Genomic DNA, 15,975 nt, shown 5'->3' with positions numbered 1-15,975 from the left:
CCTTCATTCGTTGTGGCTGGCTTCGCCCGACTGCGGCACGGCCCGCAGCCCGCGGCACTCGAGGATGAACTCGTCGATGAAGGCGATCGCCAGCACCACCGTGCCGACGACCATCGCCAGCTGCGGGATCCACAGCGGGGTCGCGTCGTTGCCGGTGGAGATGTCGTTGAACAGCCAGGACTGCCAGACCAGGCGGCCGGCGTAGAAGGCGCTCAGCGCCGCCAGCAGCGCGGCCAGACCGAGCGAGCCGATCTCGAAGGCGCGGCGCGGCGTGCCCGACAGCGTCCCGAGCAGCAGCGTCACGCGGATGTGCTCGCCACGCTTGAGCGTGCCGGCCAGCGCCAGGAAACCGCAGGCGGCCATCAGGTAGCCCGCGTGGGCATCGATCCCCGGCACGTTCCAGCCGACCTGCCGGCCGAGCACCGACAGCAGCACCATGAGCAGCAGCCCGATCATGGCCAGCGCCGCCAGCGCCATGGACGCTTCATAGAGGCCGTCGAGCGCACGACGGCCGAGACCCCGCGCAGGCGCGGCAGGAAGGGCGATGCCCGTTGCGGAACTCATCGTGCGCCTTTCAGGGGATCAGGGCTTGGTGAAATGGTCGACCACGCTCTTGCCCTCCGGGCCGGCCTTGCCGAGCCACTCGGTCAGCATCGTGTCGCCGATCTTCTTCATCTCGGCCTTGAGCTGCGGCGTCGGGGCCGTCACCTGCATGCCGTTCTTCTTCAGCAGTTCGATGTACTCGAGGTTCTTCTGCGCGCTGAGCTTCCAGCCACGTGCCTCGGCGTCTGCCGCCGCCTTGAGCAGCGCGGCCTGGGTCGGCTTGTCGAGCGCGTCGTAGGCGGCCCGGTTCATCAGCAGCGCGTTCTTGGGCAGCCAGGCCTGTGTGTCGGTGTAGTGCTTGACCTGCTCGAAGACCTTGGCGTCGTAGCCGGTCGCACCGGAGGTCATGAAGGTGTCGACCACCCCGGTGGCCAGCGCCTGGTTCAGCTCGGCCTGCTGCACGGTCACGGGCTGGGCGCCCACGAGCTCGCCGATGCGCGAGGTCGCCGGGCTGTAGGCACGCCACTTGGTGCCCTTGAGGTCGGCGGTCGCGGCCACCGGCTTGCGCGAGAAGATGCCCTGCGGCGGCCACGGCACGCTGTAGAGCAGCATCATGCCCTGCGAGGCCAGCTTCTTCTCGAGTTCGGGCTTCTGGGCCTTGTAGAGGCGGGCGGCCTCGTCGTAGCTGTCGGCCAGGAAGGGCAGGCCGTCCACGCCGTACACCGGCCATTCGTTGGCGAAGCTGACCATCAGGATCTCGCCGAGCTGCGCCTGGCCACCCTGCACGGCACGCTTGATCTCCGGTGCCTTGAACAGGGAAGCGTTGCTGTGGATGGTGATCTTCAGCTTGCCGGCGCTCGCCTTGTCGACGTCGCTGGCGAACTGGGTCATGTTCTCGACGTGGAAGCTGGCCGGCGGGTAGGCGCTGGGCAGGTCCCAGCGGGTCTGGGCCTGCGCCGGGGCGACGCCCAGTGCAGCCACCAGCGCCAGCGGCGCGAGGATCCAGGAACGACGCATCGTCTTCATCAGGCTTCCTTCACAAGGTCGGGTTGGATGCTGCCTTCCAAGCAGCGGCCGTGCCAGACCTGCGCAGCGGCCACGCCGGCCAGAGCCCGGGCTGGCCCCGGGGTTGCTTGATGTGGAGAGACCATTTCAATAAATTGTCGATAAAACGTCATCTCCTCGAAGAGAAGATCATGCCCATCAAAACCGCACGCCCCCTCGTCAACTCAGGCTCACCCCATGAGCCCGTTCTTCCGTCGACCAGCCGGACCGCACGCTCGGGCCCCGCGGAGCGCACCAGCGTGCGACGCACGGCACGCGCTGCCGATGTGCACGATGCACCAGCCGACGGCAGCCACTTCGTCTCGTCGTCGCACCTGGTCTCGCCCCGAAGCGTCGAGCTGTCGGAGCTCGAATTCGGCATGACGGTGTCATGGAACGCCTTCTCGCGCTGGGTGGTGCGCTGCATGGCCGCCGCCGGCCGCAGCGACCTGACGTCGACCGAGGTGCTGCTGCTGCACCACGTCAACCACCGCGCACGCAACAAGAAGCTCGCCGACATCTGCTTCGTGCTGAACTTCGAGGACACCCACGTGGTGACCTATGCGCTGCGCAAGCTGGTCACCGCCGGCCTGGTGCAGACCGACAAGGTCGGCAAGGAGGTCTACTACAGCCCGACGGCCGAGGGCGAGGCGCTGGCGCTGCGCTACCGCGAGGTGCGCGAGAGCTGCCTGATCGATGCGCTCGACACCGAGCTCAACCGCGACATCGGTGAGCTGGCCCGCCTGCTGCGCTCGATGGCCGCGCTCTACGACCAGGCCGCCCGCGCCGCCAGCTCCCTCTGACTCCCCTGCCCCGCAACCCGTCCACGAGCACCCCACCATGACCCGAGCCTGCGACGACCTGCCCGAGCCCGACCGCACCGCCCCTGCCCGCTGGCAGTTCTGGGTCGACCGGGGCGGCACCTTCACCGACATCGTCGCGCGCCGCCCCGACGGCACGCTCGAGACCGCCAAGCTGCTCAGCGAGAACCCCGAGCACTACCGTGACGCGGCGGTCGAGGGCATCCGGCGGCTGCTGGGGCTGCAGCCGGGCGAGCCGATCACGACGGCGCAGGTCGAGTGCGTGAAGATGGGCACGACGGTGGCGACCAACGCCCTGCTCGAGCGCAAGGGCGAGCGCACGCTGCTGGTGACGACCCGGGGCTTCCGCGATGCGCTGCGCATCGCCTACCAGAACCGGCCGCGCCTGTTCGACCGCCACATCGTGCTGCCCGAACTGCTGCACGAGCGCGTGATCGAGGCCGACGAGCGCATCGGCGCGGATGGCCAGGTGGTGCGCCCGCTCGACGCGGCGGCGCTGCGCCTGGCGCTGCAGGCGGCCCACGACGACGGCCTGCGGGCCTGCGCCATCGTGTTCATGCACGGCTGGCGCCACACCGGGCACGAACAGGCCGCCGCCGCGCTGGCACGCGCCATCGGCTACACCCAGGTGTCGGTGTCGCACGAGGTGAGCCCGATGATGAAGCTGGTCGCGCGCGGCGACACCACGGTGGTCGACGCCTACCTCAGCCCCATCCTGCGGCGCTACGTCGACCAGGTGGCCGCACAGATGCCCGGCGTGCCGCTGTACTTCATGCAGAGCTCGGGCGGGCTGACCGAGGCGCGGCGCTTCGCCGGCAAGGACGCGATCCTGTCGGGCCCGGCCGGCGGCATCGTCGGCATGGTGCGCACCGCCCGGGCCGCCGGCCACCGCCAGGTGATCGGCTTCGACATGGGCGGCACGTCCACCGACGTGAGCCACTTCGCGGCCGGCCTGCAGGACGAGGACGAGTTCGAGCGGGCCTTCGACACCCAGGTGGCGGGGGTGCGGGTGCGCGCGCCGATGATGAGCATCCACACCGTGGCCGCCGGTGGCGGCTCGATCATCCGCTTCGACGGCGCTCGCCTGCGGGTCGGCCCCGAATCGGCCGGCGCCCATCCGGGGCCGGCCAGCTACCGCCGCGGCGGCCCGCTCGCGGTGACCGATGCCAACGTGATGCTCGGGCGCCTGCAGCCGGCGCACTTCCCGGCCGTCTTCGGTCCGAAGGCCGACGAGCCGCTGGACCGGGACGCGGTCGTGCAGGGCTTCACCAGAATGGCTCATGACATGATCCTGGCGAGCGGCCGGGACACCACCGCCGAGCAGGTCGCCGCCGGGGCATTGCAGATCGCGGTGACCAGCATGGCCAATGCCATCAAGCGCATCTCGGTGGCCCGAGGCTACGACGTCACCGGCTACACGCTGCAGTGCTTCGGGGGCGCGGGCGGCCAGCACGCCTGCGGCGTGGCCGATGCCCTGGGCATGAGCCGCGTGTTCATCCATCCGCTGGCGGGGGTGCTGTCGGCCTACGGCATGGGCCTGGCCGACCGCATCGCCCTGCGCGAGGCCTCGGTCGAGCAGACGCTGGACCAGGCCGGCCTGCAGCAGGCCCGGCAACGGGCCGACACGCTGGCCGACGCCGCCGCGGCGGAGCTGGTGCAGCAGGGCGTGGCGCCCGGCGACGTGCTGCACCGCCAGCAGCTGCACCTGCGCTACCAGGGCACCGACACCGCGCTGCCGGTGCCGCTGCCGCCGCGCGGCGGCACCGATACCGACACGCTGATCGAGGCGCTGCAGGGCGGTTTCGAGTCGGCCTACCGCCAGCGCTTCGCCTTCCTGATGCCGGGCAAGCCGCTGGTGATCGAGGCCGTGTCGGTGGAGGCGATCGCCGCGGGAGCGTCGGTCGACCCGGGCGCGGCGGCGGCGCCGGCGATCGAGCATGCCGCGACGCCGCTGACCCGGGTGCGGATGCACTGCGACGCCGACGAGCAGCCGGCGGGCTGGCGCGAGGCCGGCCTGTTCCGGCGCGAGGCCCTGCAGCCCGGGGCCGTGGTGCACGGCCCGGCGGTCATCGCCGAGCGCAACGCCACCACCGTGGTCGAGCCCGGCTGGTGCGCCCGCCTGAGCGCCTCGGGCGCGCTGGAGCTGCAGCGCGTGCGCCCCCGCGTGACCCGCCACGCCATCGGCACGGCCGCCGACCCGGTGATGCTGGAGGTGTTCAACAACCTGTTCATGAACATCGCCGAGCAGATGGGCCTGCGGCTGCAGAACACCGCCCACTCGGTGAACATCAAGGAGCGGCTGGACTTCAGCTGCGCGCTGTTCGACCCGGCCGGCCAGCTGATCGCCAACGCGCCGCACATGCCGGTGCACCTGGGCTCGATGAGCGAGTCGATCCGCACCGTCATCGAGCGCAACCCGGACATGCGGCCCGGCGAGGTGTTCGTGCTCAACGACCCTTATCACGGCGGCACCCACCTGCCCGACGTCACCGTGATCACGCCGGTCTTCCTCGACGGCGAGCCGCGGCCGGCCTTCCACGTCGCCTCGCGTGGCCACCACGCCGACATCGGCGGCATCACGCCCGGCTCGATGCCGCCGTTCTCGCGCCACATCGACGAGGAGGGCGTGCTGCTGGACAACGTGAAGCTGATCGAGGCCGGCCCCGACGGCCCGGTGCTGCGCGAGGCCGCGATCATGGCGCTGCTGCAGGGCGGGCGCCATCCGTCACGCAACCCGGCGCAGAACCTGGCCGACCTGCGGGCCCAGGTGGCCGCCAACGGCAAGGGCGTGCAGGAGCTGCAGGCGATGGTGGCGCAGTTCGGCCGCGACACCGTGACCGCCTACATGCGCCATGTGCAGGACAACGCCGAGGAGTCGGTGCGCCGCGTCATCACGGCGCTGCACGACGGCGACTTCACGCTGCCGCTGGACAACGGCGCGCGCATCCAGGTCAGCGTGCGGGTGGACACGAGCGCCCGCAGCGCGACCATCGACTTCACCGGCACCAGCGCGCTGCAGCCCAACAACTTCAACGCCCCCAAGGCGGTGACGATGGCCGCGGTGCTCTACGTCTTCCGCACGCTGGTGGACGACGACATCCCGCTCAACGCCGGCTGCCTGAAGCCGCTCCAGGTCATCATCCCCACCGGCTGCATGCTGGCGCCCGAGCCGCCGGCGGCGGTGGTCGCGGGCAATGTCGAGACCTCCACCTGCGTGACCAACGCGCTGCTGGGTGCGCTGGGCGTGATGGCGGCCAGCCAGTGCACGGTGAACAACTTCACCTTCGGCAACGAGCGCCACCAGTACTACGAGACCATCTCCGGCGGCTCGGGCGCCGGCCCCGGCTTCGACGGCACCAGCGTCGTGCAGACCCACATGACCAATTCGCGGCTGACCGACCCGGAGGTGCTGGAGTGGCGTTACCCGGTGCGGCTCGAGGGCTACGAGATCCGGCCCGGCTCGGGTGGGGCCGGCCGCTGGCGCGGGGGCCACGGCGGCACGCGCCGCCTGCGTTTCCTCGAGCCGATGACGGCCTCCATCCTCAGCAACGGGCGGCTGAGCGGCGCCTTCGGCCTGGCCGGAGGCCGGCCGGGCCAGGTCGGGCGCAACCTCGTCGAGCGCAGCGACGGCACGGTCGAGGTGCTGGGCCACCTCGGCGAGGTGCAGATGCAGGCCGGGGATGTCTTCGTGATCGAGACCCCGGGCGGCGGTGGCTGCGGCGCGCCGCAGGACCGCTGAGGTGGCGGCGCACGCCGGGCGCGGCCAGCGATGACCGGCGCCGCCCTCGCCGGCCTGGCCCTCAAGCTGCTGCTGGTGGCCACGGCGCTGCTGCTGGCCAGCCTGGCCGCCCGCCGCAGCGGCCATGCGATGGCCGGGCTGCTGTCGGGCCTGCCCATGGTGGTCGGCCCGGTGCTCGGGCTGCTGCTGCTCGACGGCCGGGCGGCCCAGGCGCAGGCCATGGCCGCGGCCACGCTGGTCTGCCTGCCGGCGATGCTGCTGCACAGCGTGGTGTTTGCCGCCCTGGCGCAGCGGGGCGGGTCCTGGCCACGCTGCATGACCGGAGCCACCCTCGCCTTCGCCATGCTGGCCACCGGGCTGCTGACCTGGCGCCCGCCCGTCGGGGCGGCCGTGCTGCTGGCACTGGGCCTGCCGTCGCTGGCGACGTGGGGGCTGCAGCGGCAGGCCGACCGCCTGCAGCAGGCGCTGCACCGGTCGGGCCGGGTGGACACCAGCACCGGGGCGGTGGCCATCCCGAACGGCGAGCTGGGGCTGCGCATCGTCGCCGCGGTCGCCCTGGCGGCCACCGTGCTGGCCGGCGCGCCGATGGGCCTGCCCGACACCTTCAGCGGTGCGCTGCTGGCCCTGCCGATCGCCGGCAGCGTGCTGCCCTGCTTCACGCTGCCGCGCCATGGGGCGCTGGCCACCGTGCGCCTGCTGGCCGGCTTCGCACGCGGCCTGCACGGCATGGTCGCCTACACGACGGTGATGGCGCTCGGCCTGGACCGGGCGCCGCCCGCGCTGGTCTGGCCGCTGGGCATGGCCGCGGCCGTGCTGGCCGCCGCGGGGGCCCGCCGGCTCGGCCCAAACCCGTGCGCGCACGTCGGCCGCGAGGGCGCGGCATGATGGCATGCATGACTCCGCTGTCCGTGCTCGACCTCGCCCCCATCGCCGAAGGCAGCGACGCTGCCACCGCGCTGCACCACGCCCTGGACCTGGCGCGCCACGCCGAGCGCCTGGGCTACCAGCGCTACTGGCTCGCCGAGCACCACAACATGGACGGCCTGGCCTGCTCGGCCACCGCCGTGCTGGTGGGCCACATCGCCGGAGGCACGACGCGCATCCGGGTCGGCTCGGGCGGGGTGATGCTGCCCAACCACGCACCGCTGGTCGTGGCCGAGCAGTTCGGCACGCTGGCCACGCTCTACCCCGGGCGCATCGACCTGGGTCTGGGCCGCGCGCCCGGCACCGACGGCGCGACCGCCCGCGCGCTGCGCCACCACCTGGCCAGCGCCGGCGAGGACAGCTTTCCGCGCGACGTGGTCGAGCTGCAGGACTACCTCGGTGACGCCCGCCCGGACCGCAGCGTGCGGGCCATTCCCGGCACCGGCACGAAGGTGCCGATCTGGCTGCTGGGCTCGAGCCTCTACAGCGCCCAGCTGGCGGCTCACCTGGGCCTGCCCTTCGCGTTCGCCTCGCACTTCGCGCCCGACCTGCTGATGGACGCGCTCGAGATCTACCGCCGCACCTGGCGGCCGTCGGCCGAATGGGCGCGGCCGCACGCGATGGTGGCGGCCAACGTCATCGCCGCCGACACCGACGAGCAGGCCGCCTGGCACTTCACGTCGATCCAGCAGCGCTTCCTGGGCATGATCCGCGGCCGGCGCGGGCCGCTGCCCCGGCCGGTGGAGCGCATGGACGGGCTGTGGAGCCCGGCCGAGCAGCATCAGGTCGAACGCATGCTGGCGGTGTCGGTGGTGGGCTCGCCCGGCACGGTGCGCCGCGGCCTGCAGGCGCTGGTGGAGCGCACCGGCGCGGACGAGCTGATCCTCGCCGCAGCGATGCACGACCACCACGCGCGGCTGCGCTCCTACGAGCTGGCGATGGCCTGCGCCCCCGGCCGCGACTGACGCCGCGGCGGCTCAGCCGCCCTCGTGGCGCCACACCGAGCGCCAGGCGCCGAACTTCTCCGCCAGGCTCAGGCGCTCGTCGGACAGCACGTCCAGAAAGTCCGACAGGCGCTTGGACTTGACGATGGTGTAGCCCGTCACCAGCAAGGCCGCCAGCAGCGTGAAGCCGAAGATGGCGGCACGCCGGCTCCAGGGCGCCTCGGCCTCGGCCAGCAGGTTCATGCCGAGGAAGCCGGTGGACAGCGTGCCGATCAGCCCGGCGATGGTCACCACCGTCAGCCGCACGACGGTGTTGGCCTGGCGGCGCAGGCTGTCGGTGTCGAGGTAGGTGTTCATCTCGCCGACCCGCTCGCGCACCTCGCGGTAGAGCGTCTCCAGGCCGAGGTGCTCGACGCACAGGCGGTGCAGCGCCCGCGTCTGCACCTGCTCGGAGATGTCGTGGAACCAGTAGCGGTGGGTGAAGCGCAGGAAGTTCTCGAAGTTCGCCCGCACCGCCCGCTTGAAGCGCTTGACCGAGTCGGCGTCGGCGATGCTGAGCGCGTCCAGCGCCACGACCAGGCGGTCGGAGAACATCAGCAGCGCCGCCTTCTGGAAGTGCGCGATCAGGAAGAGCAGGAAATGCTGGTGACGGAACTGCGCCAGCACCCCACGCTCGGCATCGGTGAAGAAGGCCGCATCGGCCCGGCCGACCACCACCAGCGCATGGCCGCAGCACAGGTAGCGCGTCTGCGGTGCCGCGCCCCGGCGGCACCAGAAGCGGTCGTAGCAGTGGCGCTGCTCGAAGTCGGCCAGGTGCTGCTCGGCAAACGGCAGCTCGCCCGCGCCCGTCCAGGCGTCGTCGTCATCGGCCGTGGACACGGCCGCCTCGGCCCCGTCCCCCTGGCCCGACACGAGGCCCAGCCGGACGAAGTCGGCGCGCTGCAGCGCGGCGGGTTCGTCCAGCGCCAGATAGGCCATGACCGGCATGCGGTGGTATTCGATCTGCCGGAAGCGCAGCGCGCCGGCCTCTTCCTCGTGATCGGGAATCAGCGGCTGCAGCAGCCAGCGCCAGTGGGCCGCCAGGCGCGGCGCGCGGTGGCGGCCGACAAAACCGAGGAAAGCCTCGCGGTCACCGGCGTCCGATGCCGCCAGCGCCTGGCCGGCCGCGTCCAGCCAGGCCACCGCCGCGGGGCAGTGCAGGCCGCGCCCCTGCCCGTCCCAGCCCGGCGGATACCCCCGGCCGAAGCGGTAGAGCAGCTCCTGCACGCGGGCCAGCGGCAGGTCGTGGCCCTGGACCGCGACCTGGAGCAGGATGACGTCGACGTCATGGAAGAAGTAGAGGTCGACCTGCTCGACCTGCAGCTCGAAGGCCGGCTCCCCCTCGGCCAGCTGCAGGCGCACCGCCCGCACGTCGTCGCGGCGCAGCACCCGCATCGACGAGCTGCCGCCGGTGCGCCCCCGCGCGCCGCGCGCCGTGCCGTCGCCATAGAGGAAACGCTGCACGAAGGGCAGGAAGGTGACGAACTCGTTGTAGTGGCGCTCGTGGAAATCGCGGTGGTCGCCGGTGAACTCGTCGTGCACCTCGCGCCACGGCCCGCCGGCCTGGAGCAGCACCTGCCAGGGCGGCTCCAGGCGCCGGGCCCCCTCGCCCGGCATGAGCTGGAGGGGCCAGAGCAGGCTCTGGTGAAAGTGGCGCACGGTGCAGGAGGACATGGTTGCCGATTGGAGCGGCAGGCCGGCGCCATGGGCATGCAGGTTGTCCCCTAGGGGGCCGCCAGGAGGTCACGGCCCGGGGGCCGCGCCGCGCTCAGGCCAGCTGGCTCAGCGCCCGATCCAGGCATTCGACCGTGCGCTCGACGTGGTGCAGCTTGTCGAGTCCGAACAGGCCGATGCGGAAGGTGCGGAAGTCCGCCGGCTCGTCGCACTGCAGCGGCACGCCGGCGGCGATCTGCAGACCCTCGGCGCGGAACTTCTGGCCGTTGTGGATCAGCGGATCGTCGGTGTAGCTGACCACCACGCCCGGTGCCTCGAAACCGGGCGCCGCCACGCTGCGCAAACCCTGGCGCGCCAGCAGCGCACGCACCTGGCGTCCCAGCTCGATCTGCTCGGCCTTGACCCTGGCGAAGCCGTAGGCGCGGGTCTCGAGCATCACGTCGCGCAGCTGCGCCAGCGCGTCGGTCGGCATGGTGGCGTGGTAGGCCACGGCGCCGCTTTCATAGGTTTCCATGATCTGCAGCCACTTCTTCAGGTCGCAGGCGAAGCTGGTGCTGGTGGTGGCGTCGATGGCGGCGCGGGCGCGCTCGCCGAGCATCACCAGGGCGCAGCACGGCGGGCCGCTCCAGCCCTTCTGCGGCGCGCTGACGATCACGTCGACGCCGGTGGCGGCCATGTCGACCCAGACCGTGCCCGAGGCGATGCAGTCGAGCACGAACAGCCCGCCCACCGCGTGCACCGCGTCGGCCACGGCCTGGAGGTAGGCGTCGGGCAGCAGCATGCCGGAGGCGGTCTCGACGTGCGGCGCGAACACCACCTCGGGGCGCTGCGCGGCGATGGTGGCCAGCACCTCGTCGAGCGGCGCCGGAGCGAACGGCGATTGCGGCTCGTCGGCGATGCGGCGCGCCTTCAGCACCGTCGATGCGGCCGGGATGCGGCCCATGTCGAAGATCTGCGTCCAGCGGTAGCTGAACCAGCCGTTGCGGATCACCAGCACGCGGCGGTCGGTGGCGAACTGGCGCGCCACCGCCTCCATGCCGAAGGTGCCGCTGCCCGGCACGACGATGGCCGAGCGGGCGCCGTAGACCTCCTTCAGCACGCTGGAGATGTCCTTCAGCACGCCCTGGAAGCGGGCCGACATGTGGTTGAGCGCACGGTCGGTGTAGACCACCGAATATTCGAGCAGGCCGTCGGGATCGACGTCGGGCAGCAGGGCGGGCATCTTGGGCTCCGTATCGGATCGGGTGGGTTCGGCAAGCGGACCGTTTCAGCTTATCACCGCGCCGCAGACCACTAGACTGCCGTGACCATGCGCCTGCAACTGCTCTCCGACCTGCACCTCGAATCCAGCCCCGGGTTCGTCGCCCGCCCCGCGCCGGGGGTCGACCTGCTGGTGCTGGCCGGGGACATCGGCTCCTACCAGCCGGGCTCGGCGCTGATGAACGAGGCGGACTTCGGGCTCGGGCGCTTTTCGCCGCTGCGCCCGGGGGCGGGCTGGAAGCGGGTGCTCTACGTGCCCGGCAACCACGAATACGACGCGCTCGAGCACGGCGTGACCCGGCTGCGGCTGCGCTCGGCCTGCGAGCGCCTGGGCATCGTCTGGCTCGACGAGCAGGTGGTGCGGATCGACGGCGTGCGCTTCATCGGCAGCACGCTGTGGACCGACTTCGATGCCCTGGCCTCCGCGGCGGCCCTGCAGCTCAAGGCCCAGGGGCTGGTGGGCGGCACGCTGTCCGGGCAGCCCAGCCGCAAGACGGTGCGCCGCGAGCTGCGCGCGGCGCAGACGGCCGCGGTCGATCCGACCAGCGAGCTGACGCGCCAGCTGCGCGAGCGGGACAAGGCCTTCCGCGCCGCCAACTTCTACCTCGGCAAGAACACCACGCTGCAGGCCGACGGCCGGCCGATGCTGGCCGAGGACCTGCGCGAGCTGGGGCTGCGCGCGCAGGCCTGGCTGCGCACCGCGCTGGCGACGCCCCATCCGGACGGACCGACGGTGGTCGTCACCCACTTCGCGCCCAGCCTGCGCAGCGCCGATCCCCGCTACGGCCTGGTGCCCGGCACCGCCGGCTTCTGCAATGCGCTCGACGAGCTGCTGCCGCTGGCCGACCTGTGGCTGCACGGCCACCTGCACTGCCCGGTCGACTACGTCGCCGAGGGCCCGCGGCCCGACGGCTCGACCGGCCGCTGCCGGGTCGTGGCCAATCCGCTCGGTTATGCCGGCAAGGGCGAGCAGGCCCGGTTCGAGGCGACCCAGGTGATCGAGGTGCCGGGCGCCCCCTGCATTCGAGGCAGATGAAATTTCCGGTTCAGGGGACTATGCTGGACGCTGGCGCGAAAGGGGGCTGACCGGCCGTCCTGCCGTCGCCGGGGAGCCTGGCGATGAACACCGAGATCTTCATCAGCTACGCCCGCGAGGACCGCGACACCGCGCACGCGCTGGCCGATGCCCTGGAGTCCCACGGACTGTCCGTGTGGTGGGACCGCGAACTCGCCGGCGGCGAGGACTTCGCCACCAAGATCGAGTACCAGCTGCGCATCGCCCCGGTGGTGCTGGTGCTGTGGTCGACCGCCTCGGTGCTGTCGGGCTTCGTGCGTGACGAGTCGACCCGCGCGCGGGAACAGGGCAAGCTGCTGCCGGTGCGCATCGAGGACGTGCAGCTGCCGCTGGGCTTCGGCACGCTGCACACGCTCGACCTGCTGGACTGGGACGGGGATGCGGACGACGAGGCCTGCGCCCGCCTGATCGAGCAGATCCGGCAGCGGCTGGAAGTGGCCCGGCGCCCCGGCAGCGGCGCCGACACCTCGCACGGCCCCGGTGGAGCCGGACCCGAGGCCTCGCTCACCCGCCGGCGCCGGCGCCGTCTGCTGACGACCCTGGGCGCGGCCGGCGTGGCCGGTCTGGCCGGCAGCGCCGGCTGGCTGGGCTGGCAGCGCAGCCAGCACGAACAGGGACGGCGGGAAGCCCGCGAGCGGCTCGAACGGGCCCTGCAGCTGCACTTCGCCCAGCCGCCGCAGCTCGAGGGCGCGCAGTCGGCCTACACCGACGCGCTGGCGCTCGACCCGGCGCTGGCCCGTGGCCACTATTTCCTCGCCCACCTCTACGTGCAGCTGATGCTGCGCGGCTCGCCCCCCCCGGCCGGCGAGGTGCTCGAGGCCCTGCGCAGCGACGCGCTGCAGCACTTCGCCGCCGCGCTCGAGCTGGCCCGGGCCGAACCGACCCGGCTCGACACCAGCCAGCGCCTGGTCGCCAGCCAGCAGCTGGGCGCGCTGCGGCTGCAGGATGCCGCCCCGGCGCTGTCCCGCAGCACCGCACCGGCCGACCTCCCGGCCAGCGAGCCACCGGCCGCCCCGCCCCCGGTGGCGGCCGCCCGACCGGGCTGGACGCCGGCATCGGCCCCGCCGGACGCGCCGCGCATCACCGCCGCCGCCGCTGCAGCCGTGCAGCTGCCCCGCATCGCCGCCCCGGCCGCGGCCGCCGAACAGGCCCGCCAGCGGGCCGAAGCCCTCTTCAGCCGCGACCGCGAGGCCCGCCTGGCCGCCGGTGCGGCGCTGACGCTGGATGCCACGCTGGCCGCGGAGGCCCTGCCCACGGCGATCGCCCGGGCCCGGTCGGCCCTGCAGCAGACCCCGGTCGACGCCGCCACGCGCGAAGGCCTGGTCACCGCGGCGGCCCTGCTGCGACGCGCCAGCCCGTCGACCCTGCGCGGCCAGGAGCCCGCGCTGCGCCAGCTGCTGCAGGGCATGGCCCCGGTGGACGACCCGGCGGTGCGCGAGGTGTCGCAGGCCCTGGAGCGTGCGCTGCAGCGCAGCCAGCGGGAGCGGCCGGTGGCCTATGTGCAGATCGCCCACGAGCGCCAGCGACCGGTGGCCGAAGCGCTGCTGAGCCGCCTGGCCCGGGCCGGCTACCGGACCCCGGCGATCGAGAACACCGGCGCCGCCCGTGCACCCGCCCGCCCCGAGGTGCGCAGCCAGGGCGCGAGCGATCCGGACCTGGCGCGCTGGAACCAGCGTGTCCTCGGCGAGGTGGCCGGCCTGCCGGCCGGCCTGGCCCTGCTGCGCAACGCCCGCCCGGACAACGACACCTACGAGATCTGGTTCGATGCCGCCCTCTGCGCCCCCGGCGGACGCACGGTGGCCGGCTGTGGCAACGACCCCTGAAGCCGGCCGCGGCCCTCGACCGACGCCCGCCGCTGCCTGCGCAGACGGGACGAACCACGCAGCACGACCCCGCGGACCCGACCATGAAGCCCCACGCCTTCATCGCGATGCCTTTCGGCCTCAAGCCCGGACCGGATGGCCAGGGCCTGATCAACTTCGACCGGGTGCACAAGGAGCTGCTGGCGCCGGCGCTGGCCCGCGCCGGCTTCGAGGTCTTCCGGGCCGACGAGGAACTGCGGGCCGGCGACATCCGCACCGACATGTTCCAGGAGCTGCTGATCGCCGATCTGGTGGTGGCCGACCTGACGATCGCCAACCCGAACGTCTGGTACGAGCTGGGCGTGCGCCACGCGCTGCGCATGCGCGGGGTCGTGCTGGTGTACGGCACCGTCAACGGCAGCACGTCGGCCCAGGCCTTCGACGTCTACACCGATCGCAAGCTGCGTTATGCGCTGACCCCCGATGGCGTGCCCGACCCGGCCCGCCGGGGCGCCTGCATCGAGCAGCTCACCGCCATGGCCCGCGAGACGCTGGAAAGCTCGACCCGCCGGCTCGTCAGCCCGGTCTACTCGCTGCTGCCCCATCTGCAGCAGCCGCAGTGGAAGAAGCTGCTGCTCAGCGGCACGAACGAGTTCAGCGACGCCTACAAGGAGTGGGCCCAGCGCCTGGAGCTGGCACGGCGCTGCAACCAGCCGGGCGACATCCTGACGCTGGCCGACGAGACCCCGACCCGGGCGCTGGCGCTGGAGGCCCGCATCACCGCCGGCACCAGCCTGCTGAAGCTGCAGCAGCCGGCGCTGGCGCTCGAGCAGTTCGAGGCCGCGCTGGCCATCGACCCCGGCGACATCCCCAGCCGGCAGAAGAAGGCCATCTGCCTGGGGCGGCTGCACCGGTTCGACGAGGCCCGCGGCTGGGTCCATGCGCTGATCGGCGACGCGGCCAGTGACGCGGAGAACTGGGCGCTGGCCGGGCGGGTCGAGAAGGACAGCTGGGTCGAGCGCTGGCGGCCCCGCGGCGGGGCCGGCACCGTGGTCGAGCCCGCCGCGCTGCTGGCCGCGGCCACCGGCGAGGATGCGCTGCTGGAGGAGGCCATCGTGCCCTACCGCACCGCGTTCGCGGCCGATCCGGGCCATTGCTACTCCGGCATCAACGCGCTGACGCTGACCGTGATGCGTGCGCACCTGGGCGGCCCGGTGCGCCCCGAGGACACCGAGGCGCTGCGGGGCGGCGTGCGCTGGGCCATCGACAGCACGCTGGAGCGCTCGCCCAGGGACTACTGGGCCCGTGCCTCGCGGGCCGAGCTGAGCCTGCTGTGCGCCGATGCGGCCACGGTCGGCCGCGACTGGAGAGCGGCCATCGCCGCCGCCGACAAGGACTGGTTCGCGCTGGACTCCTCGCGCCAGACGCTGCTGCTGCTGCGTGACCTCGGCTTCCGTCCGGCGGAGACCACCCTGGCGCTCGACATCGTCGAGCGCGAGATCCGGCGCAGCGAGCCGCCCTTCGTGCCACGCCAGGTGCTGCTGTTCTCCGGCCACATGATGGACCAGCCCGGCCGCGAGAAACCGCGTTTTCCGCCCGCGATGGAGGGCGCCGCCGCCGACCGGCTGAACGCCGCGCTGGCCCACCACGACGCCGGTCCGGCCGACCTCGCGCTGTGCCAGGCCGCCGCGGGGGGCGACCTGCTCTTCCTCGAGGCCTGCGTCGCCCGCGGCGTGCGCTGCCAGGTGATGCTGCCGCTGGAGGAGCCGGAGTTCGTGCAGCGCTCGATCCTGCCCAGCATCGACGGCGCCCGCTGGCGCCAGCGCTGGGCGGCGCTCAAGCCGCGGCTCGGCACCCCGCTGCGCATGATGCCGGCCGACCTCGGCCCGCCACCACGGGGCACCGACCCCTTCGAGCGCGGCAACCGCTGGCTGCTCAACACCGCCCTGGCCCACGGCCCCGACAAGCTGCGTTTCATCTGCCTGTGGAACGGCGCCGGCGGCGACGGCCCCGGGGGCACGCAGCACCTGATGGCCGAGGCGCAGCAGCGCACCGGCGAGGTCTGGTGGGTGGACACCCGCGACCTGCTGCCCGCCGGCCCCTGAGCGCC

The 15,975-nt window shown here is 72.8% G+C and carries 11 protein-coding genes; 7 read left to right on the top strand and 4 right to left on the bottom strand.

Features of this window, described 5'->3' with window-relative positions; all coding sequences use genetic code 11:
* Window positions 1-3 precede the first annotated feature (3 nt).
* Window positions 4-564: a TRAP transporter small permease subunit gene (locus C7444_RS01135; RefSeq protein WP_110398976.1), complete on the bottom strand. Its 561-nt coding sequence runs from the start codon at window positions 562-564 to the stop codon at window positions 4-6.
* 18 nt (window positions 565-582) lie between these two features.
* Window positions 583-1,560: a TRAP transporter substrate-binding protein gene (locus C7444_RS01130; protein WP_110399153.1), complete on the bottom strand. Its 978-nt coding sequence runs from the start codon at window positions 1,558-1,560 to the stop codon at window positions 583-585.
* A 287-nt stretch (window positions 1,561-1,847) separates the two neighbouring features.
* Here C7444_RS01130 and C7444_RS01125 point away from each other — a divergent pair, with 287 nt between their 5' ends.
* Genes C7444_RS01125 through C7444_RS01110 form a run of 4 tightly spaced genes read left to right on the top strand, consistent with a single transcriptional unit; the run spans window position 1,848 to window position 8,036 of the window.
* The gene (locus C7444_RS01125; RefSeq protein WP_245909347.1) at window positions 1,848-2,390 is read left to right on the top strand and encodes a winged helix DNA-binding protein; all 543 of its coding nucleotides are present in this window, start codon (window positions 1,848-1,850) and stop codon (window positions 2,388-2,390) included.
* A gap of 37 nt (window positions 2,391-2,427) precedes the next feature.
* On the top strand, window positions 2,428-6,147 hold the full coding sequence (locus C7444_RS01120; RefSeq protein WP_110398974.1) for a hydantoinase B/oxoprolinase family protein: 3,720 nt from the start codon (window positions 2,428-2,430) through the stop codon (window positions 6,145-6,147).
* A 30-nt stretch (window positions 6,148-6,177) separates the two neighbouring features.
* Window positions 6,178-7,032 (top strand): hypothetical protein, encoded by an 855-nt coding sequence (locus tag C7444_RS20145; protein WP_170130584.1) that lies wholly within the window; start codon window positions 6,178-6,180, stop codon window positions 7,030-7,032.
* Between the two features lie 8 nt (window positions 7,033-7,040).
* Window positions 7,041-8,036, top strand: coding sequence for an LLM class flavin-dependent oxidoreductase (locus C7444_RS01110; protein WP_110398973.1), 996 nt, complete (start codon window positions 7,041-7,043; stop codon window positions 8,034-8,036).
* A 12-nt stretch (window positions 8,037-8,048) separates the two neighbouring features.
* Here C7444_RS01110 and C7444_RS01105 read toward each other — a convergent pair whose 3' ends face one another.
* On the bottom strand, window positions 8,049-9,728 hold the full coding sequence (locus C7444_RS01105; RefSeq protein WP_110398972.1) for a magnesium transporter CorA family protein: 1,680 nt from the start codon (window positions 9,726-9,728) through the stop codon (window positions 8,049-8,051).
* 94 nt (window positions 9,729-9,822) lie between these two features.
* Window positions 9,823-10,950 (bottom strand): aminotransferase class V-fold PLP-dependent enzyme, encoded by a 1,128-nt coding sequence (locus tag C7444_RS01100; protein WP_110398971.1) that lies wholly within the window; start codon window positions 10,948-10,950, stop codon window positions 9,823-9,825.
* Between the two features lie 87 nt (window positions 10,951-11,037).
* On the opposite strand from C7444_RS01100, the gene C7444_RS01095 reads away from it, so the two are divergent.
* The 3 genes from C7444_RS01095 to C7444_RS01085 all read left to right on the top strand — a co-directional run bounded on the left by C7444_RS01095 (window position 11,038) and on the right by C7444_RS01085 (window position 15,970).
* The gene (locus C7444_RS01095; protein ID WP_110398970.1) at window positions 11,038-12,024 is read left to right on the top strand and encodes a metallophosphoesterase family protein; all 987 of its coding nucleotides are present in this window, start codon (window positions 11,038-11,040) and stop codon (window positions 12,022-12,024) included.
* Window positions 12,025-12,107: 83 nt separating this feature from the next.
* Window positions 12,108-13,886 (top strand): toll/interleukin-1 receptor domain-containing protein, encoded by a 1,779-nt coding sequence (locus tag C7444_RS01090; RefSeq protein ID WP_110398969.1) that lies wholly within the window; start codon window positions 12,108-12,110, stop codon window positions 13,884-13,886.
* Window positions 13,887-13,969: 83 nt separating this feature from the next.
* Window positions 13,970-15,970, top strand: a complete 2,001-nt coding sequence (locus tag C7444_RS01085) for a tetratricopeptide repeat-containing protein (RefSeq protein ID WP_110398968.1) — start codon at window positions 13,970-13,972, stop codon at window positions 15,968-15,970.
* The last annotated feature ends 5 nt before the right edge of the window (window positions 15,971-15,975 follow it).

Source organism: Sphaerotilus hippei (genome assembly GCF_003201595.1).
In the GTDB taxonomy this organism is placed as follows: domain Bacteria; phylum Pseudomonadota; class Gammaproteobacteria; order Burkholderiales; family Burkholderiaceae_C; genus Sphaerotilus; species Sphaerotilus hippei.
The sequence above is the reverse complement of the archived record's forward strand: the minus strand, read 5'-3'. Positions and strand labels throughout refer to the sequence as shown.